The organism is Myxococcota bacterium (assembly GCA_039030075.1).
Lineage (GTDB): Bacteria > Myxococcota_A > UBA9160 > UBA9160 > SMWR01 > JAHEJV01.
Genome location: JBCCEW010000004.1, coordinates 220,502 through 238,523, shown reverse-complemented (window position 1 = coordinate 238,523; position 18,022 = coordinate 220,502). Strand labels below are relative to the sequence as shown.

The following is an 18,022-nucleotide window of genomic DNA, read 5'->3' as shown; positions in this document are numbered from 1 at the left end:
GATCAGAGGGGCGGGGTCGGCACCCGGATCGAGGGCGCTTCCGTGCCGCCGTCGATCTGGAAGATCTTCCCCGTCACCCACGCCGCGGCAGGCGACGCCAGGTAGAGGGCGCAGGCCGCGATGTCCTCGACCTCGCCGGGCCGCTGCATCGGCGTGTTCGCGTTGAACTGTTCGCGCAGCGTATCGTTGGTGAGCACCACGGCCAGCCCCTCGGTGTTGATGCCACCGACCGAGATCGCATTGATTCGGACCTTCGGTGCGAACTCGATCGCCATGTTGCGCGTCATCATGTTGAGCGCCGCCTTCCCCGCGCCATAGGCTACGAACGATGGCTGAGGCATGTCGCTCGAGCGCGACGAGATGTTGACGATGGCGCCGCCGCCCGCCGTCTCGACCATCTTCGGCACGACGCGGGTGGTGAGCAGGAAGGCCTGGGTGACGTTGAAGCGCAGCGTGTTCTCGAAGAACGACTCGGAGGTCTCGAGCGCTGGCCGCGGCCCGGTGCCGCCGGCGTTGTTCACCAGCAGGTCGATCTTCCCGAACTCGTCGAGGGTGGCCTCGACCAGCCGGTCGAGCTGGTCGGTGTGGGTAACGTCGGTGGTCACGGTGAGCGCGCGTCGACCGCGTTCGCGGATCGCGGTGGCGGTCTCGTCGAGGTCGCTCTGGGTGCGCGCGGCGCACACGACGTCGGCGCCGGCTTCGGCGAAGGCGAGGGCGATCCCGCGCCCGATGCCCTTGCCGGCGCCGGTGACGATCGCGACCCGATCGGTGAGCTTGAAGCGATCGAGGATCACGATGCGTTCCGGGCGTACTTCGGCGCCGCGCGTCCCGCGACGAGGGGCAGGTCCAGGTAGCTCTTGATCCCCGGCGTGGCATCGCAGGTGGCGGGGATGGCGCTCACTCCGTGGATCGCTGTCGCGACGATGCCCGGGTTGCGCGCCAGGCCGGCGGCGATCGACTCGGGGTGCCAACCCTTGAAGGTGAGCAGGCTGCCCGGATCGCCGACGACCTCGACCTCGAAGCGCTCGCCCTGCTCGCCGAAGGACCAGTCGTCTTCGAAGCCCGACTCGCCCATCAGCCAGTTGGTGCGCACGGTGATCACGGCTTCACCCCGGACGGTGCCCTCCCAGGTGAAGCGCTGAGCCGCGACGAGGCCGGGCTCGATCACGCCGATCGGCGAGTCGATGGGTTTCGTGGCTGCGCTCACCTCGTGGGTGACGCGCTTTTCCGGGTCGAGATCGAAGCCCAGCGTGTCGGCGACCATGTCGACCGACTGGAGGAAGCCGTCGCCCAGCAGCTTCGCCATCGGGCTGCTCTTCGCGTCTTCCGGCGTCTTCCCGAACATCATGACTTCGCCGACCACGGCCGGCGCACCGTAGGTGCGGAGGTCCGACCACTCCTCGGCGCGGACGTGGGTGATCTCGCGCGAGAGCGCCGACACCATCAGCGGGAAGCGTTCGGTGATGCCGCCCGGGTGGATCCCGGTCCCGTGGAGGGTCACGCCTGCCTTCTGGCAGGCCTGTTCGAGATCGTCCCAGTTGCGGTTGCCGCGGTAGAACCAGTTGAGCGGCGTCACCACGTTCTTCCCCGACTCGAGGATCCGGATCAGCTGGGGCCGATCCGCGACCACCGGGCCGTAGAGCACGCAGTCGGCATCGAGGGCGAGGATCTTCTCGACGTCGTTCGTCGCCTCGACCCCGACCGGCTCGCGCTCGAGGATCTCGCCGACGTCCTTGCCATCCTTCTCCTGGCTGTGCGCCCAGACGCCCACCAGCTCCAGTTCGGGGTGGGAGAGGATGCCTTCGATGGCGGCCTTGCCGATGCCACCGGTGGCCCATTGGATGACGCGATAACTCATGGGGGACTCCTGTTCGAAGAAACGAAGGGTGGGGAGGTCTAGCGCACCCGCTTGCGCCCACGCTCCGGGTCCCAGACCGGGACGTAGTCGGTGATGCCGTCGAGCCGCGCATTGCTGGCGGTGGCGGCTTCCACGGCTGCCGCCCGTTGCTCGGGGCTGAGATGGGGAAAGGCCTGTCGCAGCGCCGCGTTGGGGATCCAGACGGGACCCTCGTGGAGGTGATCGAGACCTTCGCGAGCGACTTCGTCCGCCCTGGCCACGAAGCTCGGGTCCGGGAAGAGACGGCCGAAGTCCAGCCCGAGCACCTCGTCGGTGGTGGGGGTGTGGGTCGGACCGACCAGCAGCGAGAGGACGTCGACGCCGTGGGGCGAGAGTTCGTGCCAGAGCGACTCGGCGAAGAGCTGATCGAAGGCCTTCGTACCGCAGTAGAGGGCGTGGCGTCCGCCGCCGGCCTGATTGGCGAGTGAGGTCAGGAAGAGCAGTCCGCCCCGGCGGCGCTCGCGCATGCCGCGTCCGAATGCGTGTGCCAGCTGCATCGGGCCATCGCAGTTGAGCCGGATCTGACGGGTCCAGGTGTCGGGTTCGGCATCGAGGAAGTCGACGTGTTCGGTGGGCGATCCGCTGACGTAAACGAGTGAGCCGATCTCGCGCGGGCCCACCTGGGAGGTGACGTCCGCGACGAGGGTGTCGGCGGTGAGGTCGGCGACGACGACCCGCGCGTCGACGCCATGCTGCGCGGTGAGCTCCGCGGCCAGCGCCTCCAGCCGGTCACGGCGTCGTGCCAGCAAGGCGACGTGCAGCCCGGCGGCCGCGAGTTCCCGCGCGAACGCCTCGCCGATCCCGTCCGAGGCGCCGCACACGAGCGCCCACGGGCCGTAGCGGTCGCGGAAGTCGGCGGCGCGCGCGCTCATGCCGAAGCGCTCGGAAGCGATCCGAGTCGCAGCACCGCGTCCGAGATCCAGCGCACCGACGCCGCGCGGTCGACGAATCGGTCCTCGTCCTCGGTGGCCCCGAGCTTGGCGTTGTGAGCGCCTTCGGCGAAGAACGCCTCGACCGAGGCCAGGTGGAGCTCGGACACACTGCTCGCTCGCGAAGTCGGCACCCCGGCGACCTCGGCGGCCGCGGCGGTGGCCTCGGAATCGATGTGGAACTGGGCGTAGCCCTCGATGCCGCGGGTCTCGAGCCCGAAGCGCGAGTGCACGGCGGCGTAGCGCTCGAGGTACGCGGTGTGGCTGAAATCGTGGCGGCGCCGCATGCAGTACTGGAAGCGCACCGGTGTGGGATCGCAGGCGACGAAGCTGCGGTGTGCCCCGAGTTGGAGCGCACACAGGTCGATCCACGCAACGGCGTCGAGTTCGCTGGCGAGCCCGGCAAACAGGTCGTGCTCCAACGGAGGGCCGCTCGTGCGGAGTTCGAGCGTCGCGTCGAAGCACCGCGTGGGTCGTCCGTTGCCGTCGCCCCGCATCGCGTCCTTCGTGTGCGCGCGCAGCAGCGTCAGCTGCGAACCGCCGACGGAGGTACGCCAGCGTTCCGCGAGGCCGCCCAGCACGTCGACGAGTGCGTCGTGCTGCGCATCGCGCGCCACCGCGTGCAGGAGCGCCTTGTCCACGCCCATCGCGAACCTCCACTCGCCTCTCGTAGCAAAGCCTTCCGTAGCGAAGCGTCTCGCAACGAACGCACCCGCGTAGTATATGCTCGCCGCGCCCCACGATGGCGCGCACAAAGTCAGGCACGTCTTCCTGACGAGTCCCGCGCCCCCCGGAGAGTTCCATGAAGTTCGTGATCAGTGAAGCGATGTGCGATGTCGACCACTACCTGCCCCTGGCACGCGCGGCCGACGAAGCGGGCTTTCACACCTTCAGCACCGGCGACAGCATCTTCTTCCCCGAGCAGGCGGTCGGGAAGTATCCCTACACGCAGGACGGCGATCGCAGCTTCCTCGAGGGGGCTCCGTTCCTCGACCCCTTCCAGCTCTTCGCGGCGATGTCGGCGGTGACCGAGCGGATCCACTTCCAGGTGGGCGTGCTGAAGCTCCCGATCCGCAACCCGGTGCTGGTGGCGAAGCAGGTGAGTTCGCTGGCCGTGTTCACCGGCGAGCGTTTCGCGCTCGGCGTGGGCCTCTCGCCGTGGGTCGAAGACTTCCAGGCCTGTGGCGAAGACTGGGATTCACGGGGTCCGCGCATGGACGAGATGATCGAGATCATGCGGGGTCTCATGACCGGCGACTACTTCGCGTACGAGAGCGAGCACTACCAGATCCCCAGGCTCAAGCTGTGCCCCGTCCCGTCGCGCTGCCCCGACATCATCATCGGCGGCCACAGCAAGCCGGCCTACCGCCGCGCCGCGCGCCTCGCCGACGGTTTCACCTTCACCGGGGTCGACGAGGCCGAGCTCCTCGAGCGTCTCGCCACCCTCGACGCGCTCCGTCGGGAGTATGGCCGCGAGAACGAGCCCTTCTCGGTGTACGCGGGGCTCGCCAGCGTGCGCTCCCGCGACGACATGTTGCGTCTGCGCGATCGCGGCGTGACCCACCTGCTGGTGGGCTACCGCAACCCCTACGCGCCCGACACGATGCAGCTCCAGGAGAAGCTCGATTGGGTGCGGCGCTTCGGCGACGGGGTGATCGCAAAGTTCTGAGCGCACCGCGCCGGAGCGGCGCGCTACTTCCGCTTGAGCTCGCCCTGGTGCTCGGCGATGAACGCGCGGATCTGGTCGCTCATGCCGAGCACGGTGTCCCACTCGTCGGCGTAGAACGTGATCGGGAAGCGCCGGATCCCGTAGAGGGAGACGGCGCCCTTCTGACTCACCTGGAGCCGGAGCCCCTGCTTTTCCTTCGCCTTCAGCGCCTCGTTCTCGGCGCGGAGCTTCTCGAGCTCGGCCTTCAGGTCGGCGTCGTCACTCATCCCGAGTCCTCCCCTCGCGCCCCCAGGCGCCATGGGGAGTGTCGCAGACCCGGAGGCCGTCTCCACCCCGCGAGAAGTCTCAGCCTTCGCTGGGCATCATCGCGTTCAGGTACTTCGCGAAGGGGTCCGTGTCGGGATCGGTGTGGGGCTGATACTCGGTGAGGGCACAGATTCGCTCGGCTTCCTCGTCCGAGTACAGCCGACGGATCACGCCGATCGCCATGTCCATGCCGGCGGACACGCCCGAAGACGTCACCATCTTGCCGGCGTCGACCCAGCGCGCCTCGGGTACCCATTCGACGCGGTCGCTCTGCTGGGCGGCGAGGTCGAAGAACTGTTTGTTGCTGGTGGCCCGCTGACCGTCGAGCACGCCGGCCTTCGCCAACAGGGCGGACCCGCTGCAGACCGACATCACCACCTCGGCCTCGTCCGAGCGCTTGCGCAGGAAGTCGAGCAGGGGCTCGTTCGCGAGTGCCGCGATCGTGCCGAGACCCCCCGGCACGAGCAGCAGGTCGAGCTTCGGGCAGTCCTCGAAGTCGTACTCGACGTCGGTCTTCGGTCCGCGTACGGGGCCCACGGGCCCCTTGCGGTCGGCGACGCTCACGATCTCGATCCCAGGCTCGATGCTCGCAAACATCTCGAGCGGCCCGTACATGTCGAGCAGCTCGAACTGGTCGTAGAAGAGGGCACCGAGGGTGCGGGGCGACGAAGTCATGGCGGTCTCCTTTGCGGGGCGCGCAAACGCGGGGCGAGCCCCGTCACGGTAGCGGCACGGGTGCCCGGCCGAACCGACGTTCCTCCCTCGCTTTCGGCCAGGATGCCGTCCCGCCGACCTGGGGCTAGCGCAGCGTCACTTCTCCGGACTGGATTCCCGCGTAGAGCGCGCCGTCCACCGGGACGAACTTCTCCCCGTCGAGGAAGTAGAGCGGGTCGGTGACCTGGCTCGGGTCGTAACCCTGGCGCCGGTAGTCGACCTTCTGGTGCTTGAAGGTGCCGGTGATCTGCATCTCTTCGAGCAGGCGCACGAAGTAGGGGCGCTGGTAGCCCGGGAGCTTCTCCACCACGTAGGCGGCGAAGTCGTCGAGGGAGAAGTCCTCGCCCACGTTCAGGGCCGCCATGCCCGCGCGCCCGTCGGCGCCCGGGATCTGCACCCCGAAGACGTTGCTCTCCTGTACGCCCGGCGCGCCGTTCAGCACCTCGGCGACCTCGTTGGTGGACACGTTCTCGCCCTTCCAGCGGAAGGTGTCGCCGACGCGATCGGCGAAGGAGAGCCAACCGTAGGCGTGGAGTGTCAGGAGATCGCCGGTGTTGAAATAGCAGTCGCCCTTTTTCAGGACGTCTTCCATGATCTTCTTCTTCGAGGCCGACTCGTCGAGGTAGCCGTCGAACTTCGAGGTCTGGTTGATGGGCGTGACGAGGAGTCCGGTCTCTCCCGCGGCGACCTTCGCGCACAGGCCGTTCGCGTCGCGCAAGAGTTCGCCCGTGTCCTGCTCGCAGCGCAGCACCGCCTGGCCCGGAAGCAAGCGGCCCACCATTCCGGGGCGCCCGGCGAAGTTGGCGACCGGCGTCGTGCCCTCGGTGGCTCCGTAGAACTCGCGGATCATCGGGATCTGGAAGCGCTGTTGGAAACGTTCCCAGATGTCGGGTCGCAGCCCGTTCCCGGCGATCACGCGGAGCCGATGCTCGCCGTCGCGGGGGTCGTCGGGCTGGTTCAGCAGGTAGCGACACAGCTCGCCGATGTAGATGAAGCAGGTGGCGTCGAAGCGGCGCACGTCCTCCCAGAAGCGGCTCGCCGAGAACTTCCGGCGCAGCGCCATGGTCGCGCCGGTGATCAGCGACGACGCGACCCCCGCGAACATCCCGTTCGAGTGATAGAGCGGCAGCGTCACGTAGATGACGTCGTTCGGGCCGGCTTCGAAGAAACCGCGCGAGAACATCGTGCCCGCCATCAGGATGCGCTGGTTCGTGACGATCGCGGCCTTCGGCAAACCGGTGGTACCGGAGGTGTAGATGTAACAGGCGCGATCCTCGACCCGCGGCTCCTCGCTGCGCGCGGCGGCTTCGGAGGCCAGCTCGATCAAGCCATCGAAGGAAGGCAGGTCACCCGGAGCCGGGTCGCCCGCGTCGGCGTCGACGAGCAGGTCGCCGGCGGTGAGCGAGGTCAGCTCGGGCAGCACCTCGCGCACCTTGTCCAGATGCTCGCTCCCGATGATCGCCTTCACCGGCTTCGTGATCTCGAGGGCGTGCACCAGGCCGCTGCCGCTGATGTTGGTGTTGATCAGGGCGGGCGTTGCGCGCAGCCGCGAACAGGCCAGCAGGTTGAAGACGAACTCGGGCCGGTTGTCCATCAACAGCACCACCGAGTCACCGGCGTTCACGCCCTGGTCGCGCAGCGCGTGCGCGCGCCGATTCACGGCGCGGTCCATCTCGGGCCAGGTGTAGCGGCGGTCTTCGAAGGCCAGCCCCAGCACACCCGGGTGGGTTTCGGCGCGCTCTTCGAGCAGTCGCGCCAGGTTCCACTTGCGCCCCGGGAGGAAGTAGGGGGCGCGGGTCACGATGCGCGCGAGGCCGCGGGCGTCGCTGGCGCGTGCGGCGAGTTCTTGCAGGGGGCCGAAATCGGACACGAACACACTCCTTCTCGCGGGCGAGTCGCCGGATGATGGCACAGCCGACGGGCCCGAGGAGCGTGTTCGTGGCGCCGGAGGCGCGTGTCGAGCGGGCGCGTAGCGCGTTCCCGCCAGCGCCGGAGCTAGCGGCCCAGCTTCTCGCGATCGAGCATGGCACCGAGCTCGTTCAGGTCGTCGGCCATGGGCTGAAAGGCCCCGTCGTGGCTTCGGAGCTTGATGCGCGCGTCCGTGTCGCCGTTCTTCAGCGCCTCGATCATGCGGCGGATCGGGACGATCGGACCGAGCATGCGATGGCTCCAGGCGACGCAGAAGCTGACCATGACGGCCACGTAGGCGATCAAGATCGCGCCCGACACCCATACGAAGTCCGAGGCCTGCTCGGAGAGCTGGAGGAGGAAGCTCTCGGGCGCGGTCGAGGCCAGCATCTTGTAGAACCCGGCGTAGGCCGAGTGGGCGTGCCACGCGAACGCGCCGGCGAACCCGAGAGACAGGCACAGCACGGCGCCGGTCAGAATCAGCTGGGTGCGCGGCATCAGAAGCCGCATCGCACGTCGCGAGTCAATACCCTTGCGCATCGAGAACCCCCTACGTCCCTGGGCCGAATCGGCCCGACGCCCCCGGTTCTTGACCCTCCTGAGCGCCTCCCGAGGTTGGGGTGGGGGCCACCCGGAATCCGAGCCGGCCCGGCGCGCGACCCGCCGCGTCCGTCCCGCTTCGAGGAATCGTGTCTGGCGCGACTTCCGCTCCCCGACTGCCGGGTCCCGAGGCGGGCGGCGGGCGCAGCGGTTCAGGCGCGCGCGCTGGCGGGCCCGTCGCGCCAGACGCGCCAGGTCTGCTCGGCGATCACCGCTTCTTCGTCGGTGGCGACGACGGCGACGGCGATCGCGCTGCCCGGCGCTTCGATGCGCTCCGCGTGCGCGGCGTTGGCCTCGGCCGAGAGCGCGATCCCGAGCCAGGCGAGTCGCCCACAGGCGCGCGCGCGGACCTCGGCCGAGCGCTCGCCGATGCCGCCGGTGAACACCAACGCGTCGAGGCCGTCCAGGGCCCCCGCCATGCTCGCGACCTCCTGCACCAGACGCTGGACGAAGAGCGCCACTGCGGTCGCGGCCGCTTCGCCCGCGTCGACGAGCAGGTCCTGCATGTCGTGGCTCGAACCGGATACGCCGAGCAAGCCGCTCTCGTCGTAGAGCAGCGCCGAGAGGCGAGCCTCGTCGTAGCCGTGTTCGCGCAGCAGGTAGAGCAGGACGCCCGGGTCGAGGGCCCCGGGACGCGTACCCATCAGCAGCCCGTCGAGCGGCGTCAGCCCCATCGTGGTCGCGACGCTGCGTCGCGCGCGCAGCGCGGCCAGGCTCGCGCCGTTGCCGAGGTGCGCCACCACCACCTTGCCGTCGGCGCGCTCGCTCAGCACCCGCGGAAGCTGCGCGGCGACCGCCTCGTAGGACAGCCCATGGAAGCCGTAGCGCCGCACGCCTTCTTCGTGGAGGGAGCTGGGGAGACCGAAGCGCTCGGCCAGCGGATCCTGGCTCCGATGAAAGGCCGTGTCGAAGCACGCGACCTGCAACAGGTCGCGGCGCTGTTCGGCGAGCGCGGCGATCGCCGCGAGCCCGTGGGGCTGGTGGCGCGGAGCGAGCGGCACCAGTCGCTGGATCTCCGCCCGCACCGCGTCGTCGATCCGGGCCGGTCCCGCGAAGCGCGTGCCGCCATGGACCACGCGGTGGCCCGCGGCCGCGATCTGCAGGTCGGGGAAGCGGGAGCCGATCTCCTCCAACAGGAAGGCGAGGGCCCGGGCATGGTCGCGGCCATGCTCTCCGAGAGGCGTGGCTGGGACGTCGGCGGCGCTCCCGGCCGCGCTCCACGAAGCCGCGTCCCCGATCCGCTCGATCCGCCCGCGCCAGAGGGGCGCGCCGGCGAAGGCCTCGGCCGAGGCCGGATACAGGCCGAATTTCAGGCTCGAGGAGCCCGCGTTCAGGACCACGATGGCGTCACGCATGGGGCCCTTTCCTGCCGGTCGGGTGCGTCCCGGGGCCCGCACGGGGTAGTTCAGAAACGCCCCGGGGCCCAGCCTTTACCGGCTTTTCGGCCTGTGAGAGACTGCCCGATCGCGACCCGACCCCGCCCTTGCCGGGGGCCGCGTCCCGACTTCCACCGCGGCGATCGTCCCGACATCGCCCCGTTCCGACAGGAGAACTCCCGATGGCACAGCAGGACGCCCGCCAAGTCGTCCAGGGTCGGCAGCGCATGACCCCCTCCGAAGCGTTCGTCGAGACGCTGGTGGCCCAAGGCGTGACCGACGTCTTCGGGATCGTCGGGTCGGCGTACATGGACGCCTTCGACCTGTTCCCGGCGGCGGGCATTCGCTTCATCCCCACCGTGCACGAGCAGGGCGCGGCCCACATGGCGGACGGGTACTCCCGGGTCTCGGGCCGTCACGGGGTGTGCATTGGCCAGAACGGTCCCGGGGTCACGAACTTCGTCACCGCGATCGCCGCGGCGTACTGGGCTCACAGCCCCGTCGTCGCGATCACGCCCGAAGCCGGCACCACGGCGATCGGCCTGGGCGGCTTCCAGGAGACCGATCAGCTCTCGATCTTCCAGGCGATCACGAAGTACCAGGCCCACGTGAACAACCCGGTGCGCATGGCCGAGCTCACGGCGCGCGCCTTCGACCGCGCGTTCATCGACATGGGCCCCACCCAGTTGAACATCCCGCGCGACCACTTCTACGGCGAGCTCGAGTGCGAGATCCAGCCGCCGCTGCGCATCGAGCGCGGCCCGGGCGGCGCGGCCGACCTCGATGCCGCGGCCGAGATGCTCGCTACGGCCGAGTTCCCGGTGATCCTCTCGGGCGGTGGTGTCGTAGCGGCCGACGGCGTGCAGGCCTGCGTGGCCCTGGCCGAGCTGCTCGGCGCGCCGGTCGCGAACAGCTACCTCCACAACGATTCGTTCCCGGCGAGCCACGCGCTGTCTTGTGGCCCGATCGGTTACCACGGTTCGAAGGCGGCCATGAACCTGATCGCGAAGGCCGATGTCGTGCTCGCGCTGGGTTCGCGTCTCGGTCCCTTCGGCACGTTGCCCCAGTACGGCTTCGAGTACTGGCCGGCGAAGGCGAAGCTCGTGCAGGTCGACGCCGATGCGTCGGTGCTCGGGCTCGTGAAGCGCGCCGACGTGACCGTGTGCGGCGATGCCCGCGAGGCGGCCGAGGCGATCGCCGCTCGCCTGGCGGGGAAGGAGCTCAAGGGCGCCGCGAACCGCGACGCGCGTGCCGCGACGATCCGCGAGGCGAAGCAGGCCTGGGACGCCGAGCGCGCCGATTGGGATCACGAGCAGGATTCCTGGAGCCTCGAAGTCACCCAGGGCTCCGACTACCTGCATCCGCGTCCCGTGCTGCGCGAGCTGCAGAAGGCGCTGCCGGCCGACGCCATGGTGTCGACCGACATCGGCAACATCTGCCAGATCGCGAACTCCTACCTCTCCTTCGATCAGCCGCGCAGCATGTTCGGCGCGATGATGTTCGGGAACTGTGGCTACGCGCTCCCGGCGATGATCGGCTGCAAGGCGGCCGCGCCCGACCGCCCGGCGGTGGCCTACGTCGGCGATGGCGCCTGGGGCATGAGCTTCGGCGAGCTGCTCACCGCGGTCCGCGAGCGCATCCCGGTGACCGGCGTCGTCTTCAACAACCAGCAGTGGGGCGCCGAGAAGAAGAACCAGGTGGACTTCTACTCGAACCGCTTCCTCGGCGTGAACCTCGACAACCCGAGCTGGGCGGCCGTCGCGAAGTCGCTGGGCGCCGAGGGCATCACCGTCGAGAAGCTGGGCGATGTCGGCCCGGCGCTCGAGGCGGCCTGCAAGGCCCAGAGCGAGGGGAAGACGACCGTCGTCGAGGTCATGGTGACGCGCGAGCTCGGTGACCCCTTCCGGCGCGACGCGCTGAAGCGCCCGAAGCGCCTGCTCGCGAAGTACCAGGACTTCTCGGACTAGACCGAAGGGGACGCATCGCATGGCGCACGAACCGTCGCTCGATCACCTCTGGCTTCCGTTCACGCCCAACCGCGACTTCCGGCAGGATCCGAAGAGTTTCCTGCGGGCGGAGGGCGTGTACTACGAAGCGGTGTCCGGCGCGCGCGTCCTCGACGGCTGCTCGGGGCTCTTCTGCGTGCCGCTCGGGCACGGTCGCGCCGAGATCGCTGACGCCGTACGCGCCCAGCTCCTCGAGCTCGACTTCGCCGGCTCCTTCAACCGCAATCACCCGAAGGCGAGCGAGCTCGCCGGACGGGTGGCGGCGCTGACGCCCGACGGCCTCGATCGCGTCTTCTTCACGAACTCGGGCTCCGAGTCGGTCGACTCGGCCATGAAGATGGCGCTGGCCTATCACCGCGCGCGCGGCGACGGCCAGCGCACGATGTTCGTCTCCCGCGAGCGGGCCTACCACGGCGTGAACATGGGTGGCGTCGCGCTGTCCGGGATCAAGCCGAATCGCGCGGTGTACGGGCCCGGTGTCGCCGGCGTCGTGCACATGCGGCACACCGCGATCCCCGAGAACCGCACGGCGCTTGGCCAGCCCGAGAAGGGGGCCGAACTCGCGCAAGACCTGGAGCGGGCGTGCGCGCTCTACGGCGGTGAGAACATCGCAGCGGTGTTCGTCGAACCGATCGCGGGCTCGACCGGGTGTCTGGCGCCGCCCGTCGGCTACCTCGAGGCCCTGCGCGAGATCTGCGACGCCCACGGCATCCTGCTGATCTTCGATGAGGTGATCACCGGCATCGGGCGCACCGGCCACGCCTTCGCCGCCGACGCGTTCGGGGTGACCCCGGACGTCATCACCCTGGCAAAGGCGCTGACGAACGGCATGCAGCCGATGGGCGCCGTTGCGTCATCCGACGCGATCTACCAGACGATCGTCGAGCAGGCCGACGGAGGCCTCGTCGAGTTCTTCCACGGCTACACCTACAGCGGTCATCCCGCCGCGTGCGCTGCGGGCGTCGCGAGCTTCGACCTCTACGAGCGCGAAGGAAGCTTCGCCCGTGCCCACGCGCTTTCCGGTCCGTTCCTGGCCGGCCTGGCCGAGCTCCGCGACGTCGCCGGTGTCGCCGACGTGCGCGGCTTCGGACTGCTCGGCGCCGTCGACATCGAGCCCGTTCCGGGTGAACCCGGGCGCGCGGGTTACGAGGTGCAGAAGCAGCTCTTCGATGCGGGGCTTCACGTGAAGGCCACCGGTGACGCGCTGCTCCTGGCCCCGGCCTTCGTCTTCGAAGAGACCCAGCTCGACGAGATGTTCGGCGTCCTGCGCGAGACGCTCGCCGCGCGTCCCTGAGCGCGCGCTCGAACCCACCCGTTCCGCCGATGGAGTCCCAAGCCCTGCCGTCCCGCTCGCTGCGTCTCGGGGTCCAGGCCCTGTTCGTGGTGTCGGGGGCGACGGCGCTGCTCTACCAGGTGACCTGGGTCCGCGACCTGATGCTGATCCTCGGGGCCAGCTTCGAGGCGACGGCGATCGTGCTCGCGTCGTTCATGGCGGGGCTGTCCCTCGGAAGCTTCGTGCTCGGCCGCCGCGCGGATTCCCTCGCGCGACCCCTGCGCGTGTACGCCTGGCTCGAGATCGGAATCGCGCTCGCGGCCTGCGCGTTGCCCTTCGCGCTCGACGCGGCGGACGCGTTCTACGTCGGCGCGGCGAAGCAGGCGGGTGGCGCCGGGGCCGGGTTGGCGACGGCACGCGTCGCGATGGCCTTCGGTCTGCTCGTGGTTCCCACCTTCTTCATGGGCGGCACGCTGCCCGTGCTGATCCGCTGGCTCTTGCGCGGGCCCGAGGGCTTGGAGTCCCTCGGACATCGCCTCGCCTGGCTCTACGGGCTGAACACGCTGGGGGGGCTGCTCGGCGCGCTCGCGGCTGGCTTCGTGCTGATTCCGACGCTCGGCGTCTGGCATACCCAGCTCAGCGCAGTGATCGTGAACCTCGCGATCGGCGCCGTGGCCTGGTCGCTCGACGCCTGGGAAACTGCGAAGCCCAGCGCCGCACCGGAACCCGATCCCACACCCACCGAAAGCCACACCTGGTTCGCGGCGGGTGCCTATCGCGTCGCGTTCTTCGGCACGGCGGTGGGCGGCTTCTCCTCGCTCGCGCTCGAGGTCATGTGGACCCGCGCGATCGGTCTGCACGTCGGCAGCACCACCTACAGCTTCACCGTCATGCTCGCGAGCTTCCTGGTCGGGATCTGGCTCGGGAGCTGGTTGCGTCCCTTCCTGCCGAGCCGTCGGCTCGACCCGGCGAGCTGGCTCGGGATCGTGATGATGGGCGCCGGCATCACGAGTCTGCTGGCCTCCGAATGGATCCCGGTGCTTCCCGACCTCGTGATTCGCGCCAACCTCGCGCTCCACGGCGATCTCACACAGGTGAGACCTTCCACCACGCTGCTCGTCTCGTTCGTGGTGATGTGGGTGCCCTGTCTGTTCATGGGGATGGCCTTTCCGCTGGCTGCCGAGGTGCGTTCGCGGCTCGCCAACGAGGCCGGCGCGTCGGTCGGCGACACGCTGAGTCTGAACACCCTGGGCACGATCGCGGGGTCGCTGACGGCGGGCTTCGTCTGGATCCCGTGGCTCGGTCTCCAGCGGGGCATGCTCTGGGTGTCGGTGCTGCCGCTGGCCTACGGCGCGTTCATCCTCGCCTGCACTCTCGCGGCCCGCGTACCGAAGCGGCGGGCGCTCGTGGCCGTGGGATTCGCGGCGGTGCTCGCGCTCGTGTTGGCGCTGCCTTCGGTACCCCGCGGCTGGGATCGCGATCTGCTTGGCGGTTTCAACAACAACCGGCTGGGCCGCTACGTGAAGGCCGACGGATCCGTCGACGTGGCCGGCGCCCTCGAGCTGGGGGAAGTCGTCTACCTCGCCGAAGGACGCGTCTCGAACGTGTCGGTGCTCGAGACCCGCGGGCATCTCGCGATCCTGATCAACGGGAAGGTGGTCGCGTCGAGCAACCAGACCGACATGCAGCTGCAGCTTCTGATGGGACACGTGCCCGCGCTGCTGCACGAAGATCCCCGCGACGCGCTCGTCGTGGGGCTCGGTGCCGGCGTCACCGCAGGCGCCCTCTCCGCGCATCCGGGCATCGAGAAACTCCGGATCGTCGAGATCGAACCCGAGGTGGCGGGGGGGACGCGGGTCTTCGGTGCCTGGAACGATCACGTGCTCGACGATCCGCGCGTCGAGCTCGTGATCCAGGATGGCCGCAACCACCTGAAGACCACCGAAGACACCTTCGACATCATCACCGCCGACCCGATCCACCCCTGGGCGCACGGGGCCGCCTACCTCTACACCCGCGAGTACTACGCGCTGGTGCAAGAGCGGCTGCGGCCCGGCGGGCTCGCCTGTCAGTGGCTGCCCGCCGACGAGCTCTCTCTCGAGGACTTTCAGTCGATCGTCACGACCTTCGCCGAGGTCTTCGAGCACGTCGTCCTGTGGCAGTCGCGCAACGACGTGGTGCTGATGGGCGGCGACGCACCGATCCGGGCCGACCTGCCGCGACTCGCCGAGCGTCTGATGGTGCCCCAGGTGCGCGATCAACTCGCGCCGATCGCCCGCGACGCGCCGCTCCCCTTCCTCGCCGATCTCACGCTCGCCGGGGACGCGACCGCGCGCTTCGTGCGCGGAGGCATCGTCAACACCGACGACAACCTGTATCTCGAGTTCGCGGCGCCCCGAAACATCGGCGTCCACGGCATGCACAACCTGGTAGCGCTGCAGAAACTCCGCGTGTCGCTGCTCGACTGGGTGGGTGGGACGGCCCATTTCTTCGGGCCGGAGCCGAACTCACAGGATTCCCTGGAACGCGTGCGCGAGGCGAAGTCCCGCGTGGTGCGCGCGTTCGCGCTGGCTTCGGCGGGGCGGCAGCCGGCGGCACGGCGCCTGCTCGAAGAGGCGCTCGCGAAGGACCCGTCCTACACCCCGGCGCGTCGGGAACTCGCCGAGCTGCGCTTCGGTGCGGCGGCGGATGCGCTCGCCCAGGGTCGCGCGGGTTTCGCGGTGGCCGAGACGCGCGCTGCCCTCGAACTCTGGCCCCAGGACGCGGCGGGGAAACGGCTGCTGGGCGTCGCACTCGAGGCGACGGGGGATCGCACGGGTGCCATCGACGCGCTGGAAGCCGCGCGCCAGGGGGCGCCGCGCGACTGGTTCGTGCACGACGACCTCTCGCGGTTGCTCGTCGAAGCCGGACGCGTCGACGAGGCGCGGCGGGTGGTCGCGGAGGGGTTGGCGCTGCGTCCCGGCCACGCGGCGATGCAGGCGCGGCTCCGCGCGCTCGAGGCTGCCGCCGCCGGGGCGTGAACCCCGGCGGCACGACGATCAGTCGGCGTCGGTCGCGGGCCGGAAGGCGTCGGCGCTCCAGAACGCGCGCATCGCGGTGACCTTGCCGTTCGCGTCGAAGACCATATGGCTGATGATGTCGAGCGCCTGCTGGCCGTCGCCCGGGGGCCCGATCAGCACGACGAGCGGCGTGGCCGCTTCGTTCGCCGCGACCCGGACCGGGCCGGTGCGCTTCATGGTCACGGTGCCGGCCGATGCCTCGTAGAAGGCGCGGATGGCGTCGCGTCCGCGGTGGATGTCGGATCCGATCGGATCTTCGATCGTTGCGTCGTCGGTGTAGAGGTCCAGGATCCCGTCGACGTCGCCCTTGGTGACCATCTCGGGATAGCGGTCGTAGACGGCGCGGACGTAGTCGGGGGTGGGTTCGGGCATGGGGGGTCTCCTTCTCTAAATCGGGCCGGCCTCTGCGGGGGCCGGCGCCCGATCCTACTCGATGCGCCGGAATCCGGTCGGCCTTCTCGCACTCACCGCCGATCCGCCCCCGGGCCGGTCCCGCGCGGCGCCGTCAGGGGATACCCTGCGCACAGTCCGGGCCTCTTGCCCTGGCGGGTGGGGGAGCGCATGGCCACGAAGATCACCTTTCACGGCGCCGCCGGAACCGTCACCGGGTCCTGTTACCGCATCGAGCATTCGCGCGGACAGTTCCTCGTCGATTGCGGGCTGTTCCAGGGCAACAAGTCGGTTCGCGAACTGAACTGGCGCCCCTTCCCCTTCGACGCCGGCAAGCTCGACTATCTGATCGTCACCCACGCCCACATCGATCACGCGGGCCTCGTCCCCAAGCTCGTCCGCCACGGTTTCGACCAGCCGATCTACGCCACGCGCCCGACGAAGGACCTGCTCGCCTTCCTGCTCCCCGATTCGGCGAGCATCCAGGAGTCGGACGCGGCGCGCGCGAACAAGCGCCGCGCCCGCGAGGGGAAGCCGCTCATCGAACCCGCCTACACCTCCGAGCACGCGGAGCAGGCGTTGAACCGCACCGACGCCCAGGCCTACGAGACCTGGTTCTCGCCCGGCCCCGGCGTGCGGGCGCGCTTCTGGAACGCGGGGCACATCCTCGGGTCGGCTTCCGTCGAAGTGGAGATCGAGAACGGGAAGTCGGGCGATCGCCCCCTGCGGCTGCTCTTCTCGGGCGATCTCGGCCCCGACGAGAAGGCCTTCTACGCCGACCCGGAAGCGCCCCAGGGCTTCGACTACATCCTCTGCGAGTCGACCTACGGGGGTCGTCAGCGCGAGGAGGCGACCCTGCGCCAGCGTCGGAAGACGCTGCGGAAGGAGATCCGCGACGCGATCGCGCGGGGCGGCAACCTCGTGATCCCGTCCTTCGCCGTCGAGCGCAGTCAGGAGCTGCTCCACGACATCGGTGTGCTGCTGAGTCGTCGCGAGATCCCCCAGGTGACGGTCTTCCTCGACAGCCCGCTGGCGCGGAAGGTCACCGGCGTCTTCGTCCGCTACGCCTCGACCCTCGAAGAGATCGAAGTCGACGAGAAGGAGATCTTCCGTCACCCGAACTTCGAGATCGTGCAATCGGTCGACGGTTCGAAGGCGATCAAGGACCACGACGGTCCGGCGATCATCCTGTCCGCGTCCGGTATGTGCGACGCGGGTCGCATCAAGCACCACCTGCGCAACAACCTCTGGCGCAAGGATTCGACGGTGCTCTTCGTGGGCTACCAGGCGCCTGGCACGCTCGGGCACATCTTGCAGGGCGGCGCGAAGAGCGTGCGCATCCACGGCAAGGAAGTCGACGTGAACGCGCGCATCCGCCGCATCGGGAACTACTCGGCCCACGCGGACCAGGACGAACTCGTCGCGTGGGTGCAGGAGCGTCTGCCCGTACACGGCGGCGTGTTCCTGACCCACGGCGAGCAGGAGCAGCGGAAGCTGCTGAAGAAGGCGCTGGTCGCGAGCGGCGTTGCAGCGAAGCGGGTCCTGCTCCCCGACCTGGACGAGACCTTCACCCTGACCCCCTCGAGCGCCACCGGGAAGCCGGCGAAGAAGCGCCGCATCGACCCCGCCGAGCTCGAGCGCGATTGGTACAACGACTACGCCGCGCTGATCCTGGCGCTGGGGAAGCGACTCGAGGGCCTGAAAGAGCCCGGTGAGCGCAAGAAGCTGATTCGGAAGCTGCAGCGCGCGCTGGGGTAGTCCCCCCACGTCCTGCCGCAGGGCCACCGGAGAACCGGCGGCGCCGGGACGACGGAGGCGGGGCAAAAATCCCTTTTCGGACGTGGATTTGCGGAATTTCCGGGCTTCGCTATATAACAGTGGTCAATCCCATTGAC

At 69.4% G+C, this 18,022-nt stretch carries 15 protein-coding genes; 5 read left to right on the top strand and 10 right to left on the bottom strand.

All coding sequences use genetic code 11. From position 1 onward, the window contains the following. Window positions 1–2: 2 nt before the first annotated feature. Genes AAF430_06235 through AAF430_06220 form a run of 4 tightly spaced genes read right to left on the bottom strand, consistent with a single transcriptional unit; the run spans window position 3 to window position 3,473 of the window. The gene (locus tag AAF430_06235) at window positions 3–794 is read right to left on the bottom strand and encodes a glucose 1-dehydrogenase (protein MEM7409811.1); all 792 of its coding nucleotides are present in this window, start codon (window positions 792–794) and stop codon (window positions 3–5) included. Beyond that, complete coding sequence (locus AAF430_06230) at window positions 791–1,858, bottom strand: dihydrodipicolinate reductase (GenBank protein MEM7409810.1); 1,068 nt, start codon at window positions 1,856–1,858, stop codon at window positions 791–793. Before AAF430_06230 ends, AAF430_06235 begins: the two co-directional genes overlap by 4 nt. A 38-nt stretch (window positions 1,859–1,896) precedes the next feature. Beyond that, window positions 1,897–2,769, bottom strand: coding sequence for an SDR family NAD(P)-dependent oxidoreductase (locus tag AAF430_06225; protein ID MEM7409809.1), 873 nt, complete (start codon window positions 2,767–2,769; stop codon window positions 1,897–1,899). Next, window positions 2,766–3,473 carry an EthD domain-containing protein gene (locus AAF430_06220; protein MEM7409808.1) on the bottom strand — a complete coding sequence of 236 codons (708 nt, stop codon included), beginning with the start codon at window positions 3,471–3,473 and terminating at the stop codon, window positions 2,766–2,768. Before AAF430_06220 ends, AAF430_06225 begins: the two co-directional genes overlap by 4 nt. Window positions 3,474–3,628: 155 nt before the next feature. Between AAF430_06220 and AAF430_06215 the strand changes: the two genes are divergently transcribed. After that, window positions 3,629–4,495 carry a TIGR03619 family F420-dependent LLM class oxidoreductase gene (locus AAF430_06215; GenBank protein ID MEM7409807.1) on the top strand — a complete coding sequence of 289 codons (867 nt, stop codon included), beginning with the start codon at window positions 3,629–3,631 and terminating at the stop codon, window positions 4,493–4,495. A gap of 23 nt (window positions 4,496–4,518) precedes the next feature. On the opposite strand, the gene AAF430_06210 is transcribed toward AAF430_06215, so the two are convergent. The 5 genes from AAF430_06210 to AAF430_06190 form a co-directional block, all read right to left on the bottom strand. Next, window positions 4,519–4,761: a hypothetical protein gene (locus AAF430_06210; GenBank protein ID MEM7409806.1), complete on the bottom strand. Its 243-nt coding sequence runs from the start codon at window positions 4,759–4,761 to the stop codon at window positions 4,519–4,521. A gap of 79 nt (window positions 4,762–4,840) precedes the next feature. After that, entirely contained in the window at window positions 4,841–5,476 is a 636-nt protein-coding gene (locus tag AAF430_06205; GenBank protein ID MEM7409805.1) for a DJ-1/PfpI family protein, read from the bottom strand. A 124-nt stretch (window positions 5,477–5,600) separates the two neighbouring features. Continuing rightward, the gene (locus AAF430_06200) at window positions 5,601–7,385 is read right to left on the bottom strand and encodes a long-chain-acyl-CoA synthetase (GenBank protein ID MEM7409804.1); all 1,785 of its coding nucleotides are present in this window, start codon (window positions 7,383–7,385) and stop codon (window positions 5,601–5,603) included. A 125-nt stretch (window positions 7,386–7,510) separates the two neighbouring features. Beyond that, complete coding sequence (locus AAF430_06195; GenBank protein MEM7409803.1) at window positions 7,511–7,933, bottom strand: hypothetical protein; 423 nt, start codon at window positions 7,931–7,933, stop codon at window positions 7,511–7,513. Window positions 7,934–8,175: 242 nt separating this feature from the next. Beyond that, complete coding sequence (locus tag AAF430_06190; GenBank protein MEM7409802.1) at window positions 8,176–9,378, bottom strand: acetate/propionate family kinase; 1,203 nt, start codon at window positions 9,376–9,378, stop codon at window positions 8,176–8,178. 203 nt (window positions 9,379–9,581) lie between these two features. Between AAF430_06190 and xsc the strand changes: the two genes are divergently transcribed. The 3 genes from xsc to AAF430_06175 are packed head-to-tail and all read left to right on the top strand — an operon-like array spanning window position 9,582 to window position 15,698. Beyond that, window positions 9,582–11,366 (top strand): sulfoacetaldehyde acetyltransferase, encoded by a 1,785-nt coding sequence (xsc, locus tag AAF430_06185; GenBank protein MEM7409801.1) that lies wholly within the window; start codon window positions 9,582–9,584, stop codon window positions 11,364–11,366. A 19-nt stretch (window positions 11,367–11,385) separates the two neighbouring features. Then, window positions 11,386–12,699 carry an aminotransferase class III-fold pyridoxal phosphate-dependent enzyme gene (locus tag AAF430_06180; protein MEM7409800.1) on the top strand — a complete coding sequence of 438 codons (1,314 nt, stop codon included), beginning with the start codon at window positions 11,386–11,388 and terminating at the stop codon, window positions 12,697–12,699. A 29-nt stretch (window positions 12,700–12,728) separates the two neighbouring features. Continuing rightward, entirely contained in the window at window positions 12,729–15,698 is a 2,970-nt protein-coding gene (locus AAF430_06175; protein MEM7409799.1) for a fused MFS/spermidine synthase, read from the top strand. An 18-nt stretch (window positions 15,699–15,716) separates the two neighbouring features. Here AAF430_06175 and AAF430_06170 read toward each other — a convergent pair whose 3' ends face one another. Then, on the bottom strand, window positions 15,717–16,109 hold the full coding sequence (locus AAF430_06170) for a nuclear transport factor 2 family protein (GenBank protein ID MEM7409798.1): 393 nt from the start codon (window positions 16,107–16,109) through the stop codon (window positions 15,717–15,719). A 189-nt stretch (window positions 16,110–16,298) separates the two neighbouring features. On the opposite strand from AAF430_06170, the gene AAF430_06165 reads away from it, so the two are divergent. Then, window positions 16,299–17,885, top strand: coding sequence for an MBL fold metallo-hydrolase (locus tag AAF430_06165; protein ID MEM7409797.1), 1,587 nt, complete (start codon window positions 16,299–16,301; stop codon window positions 17,883–17,885). Window positions 17,886–18,022 lie beyond the last annotated feature (137 nt).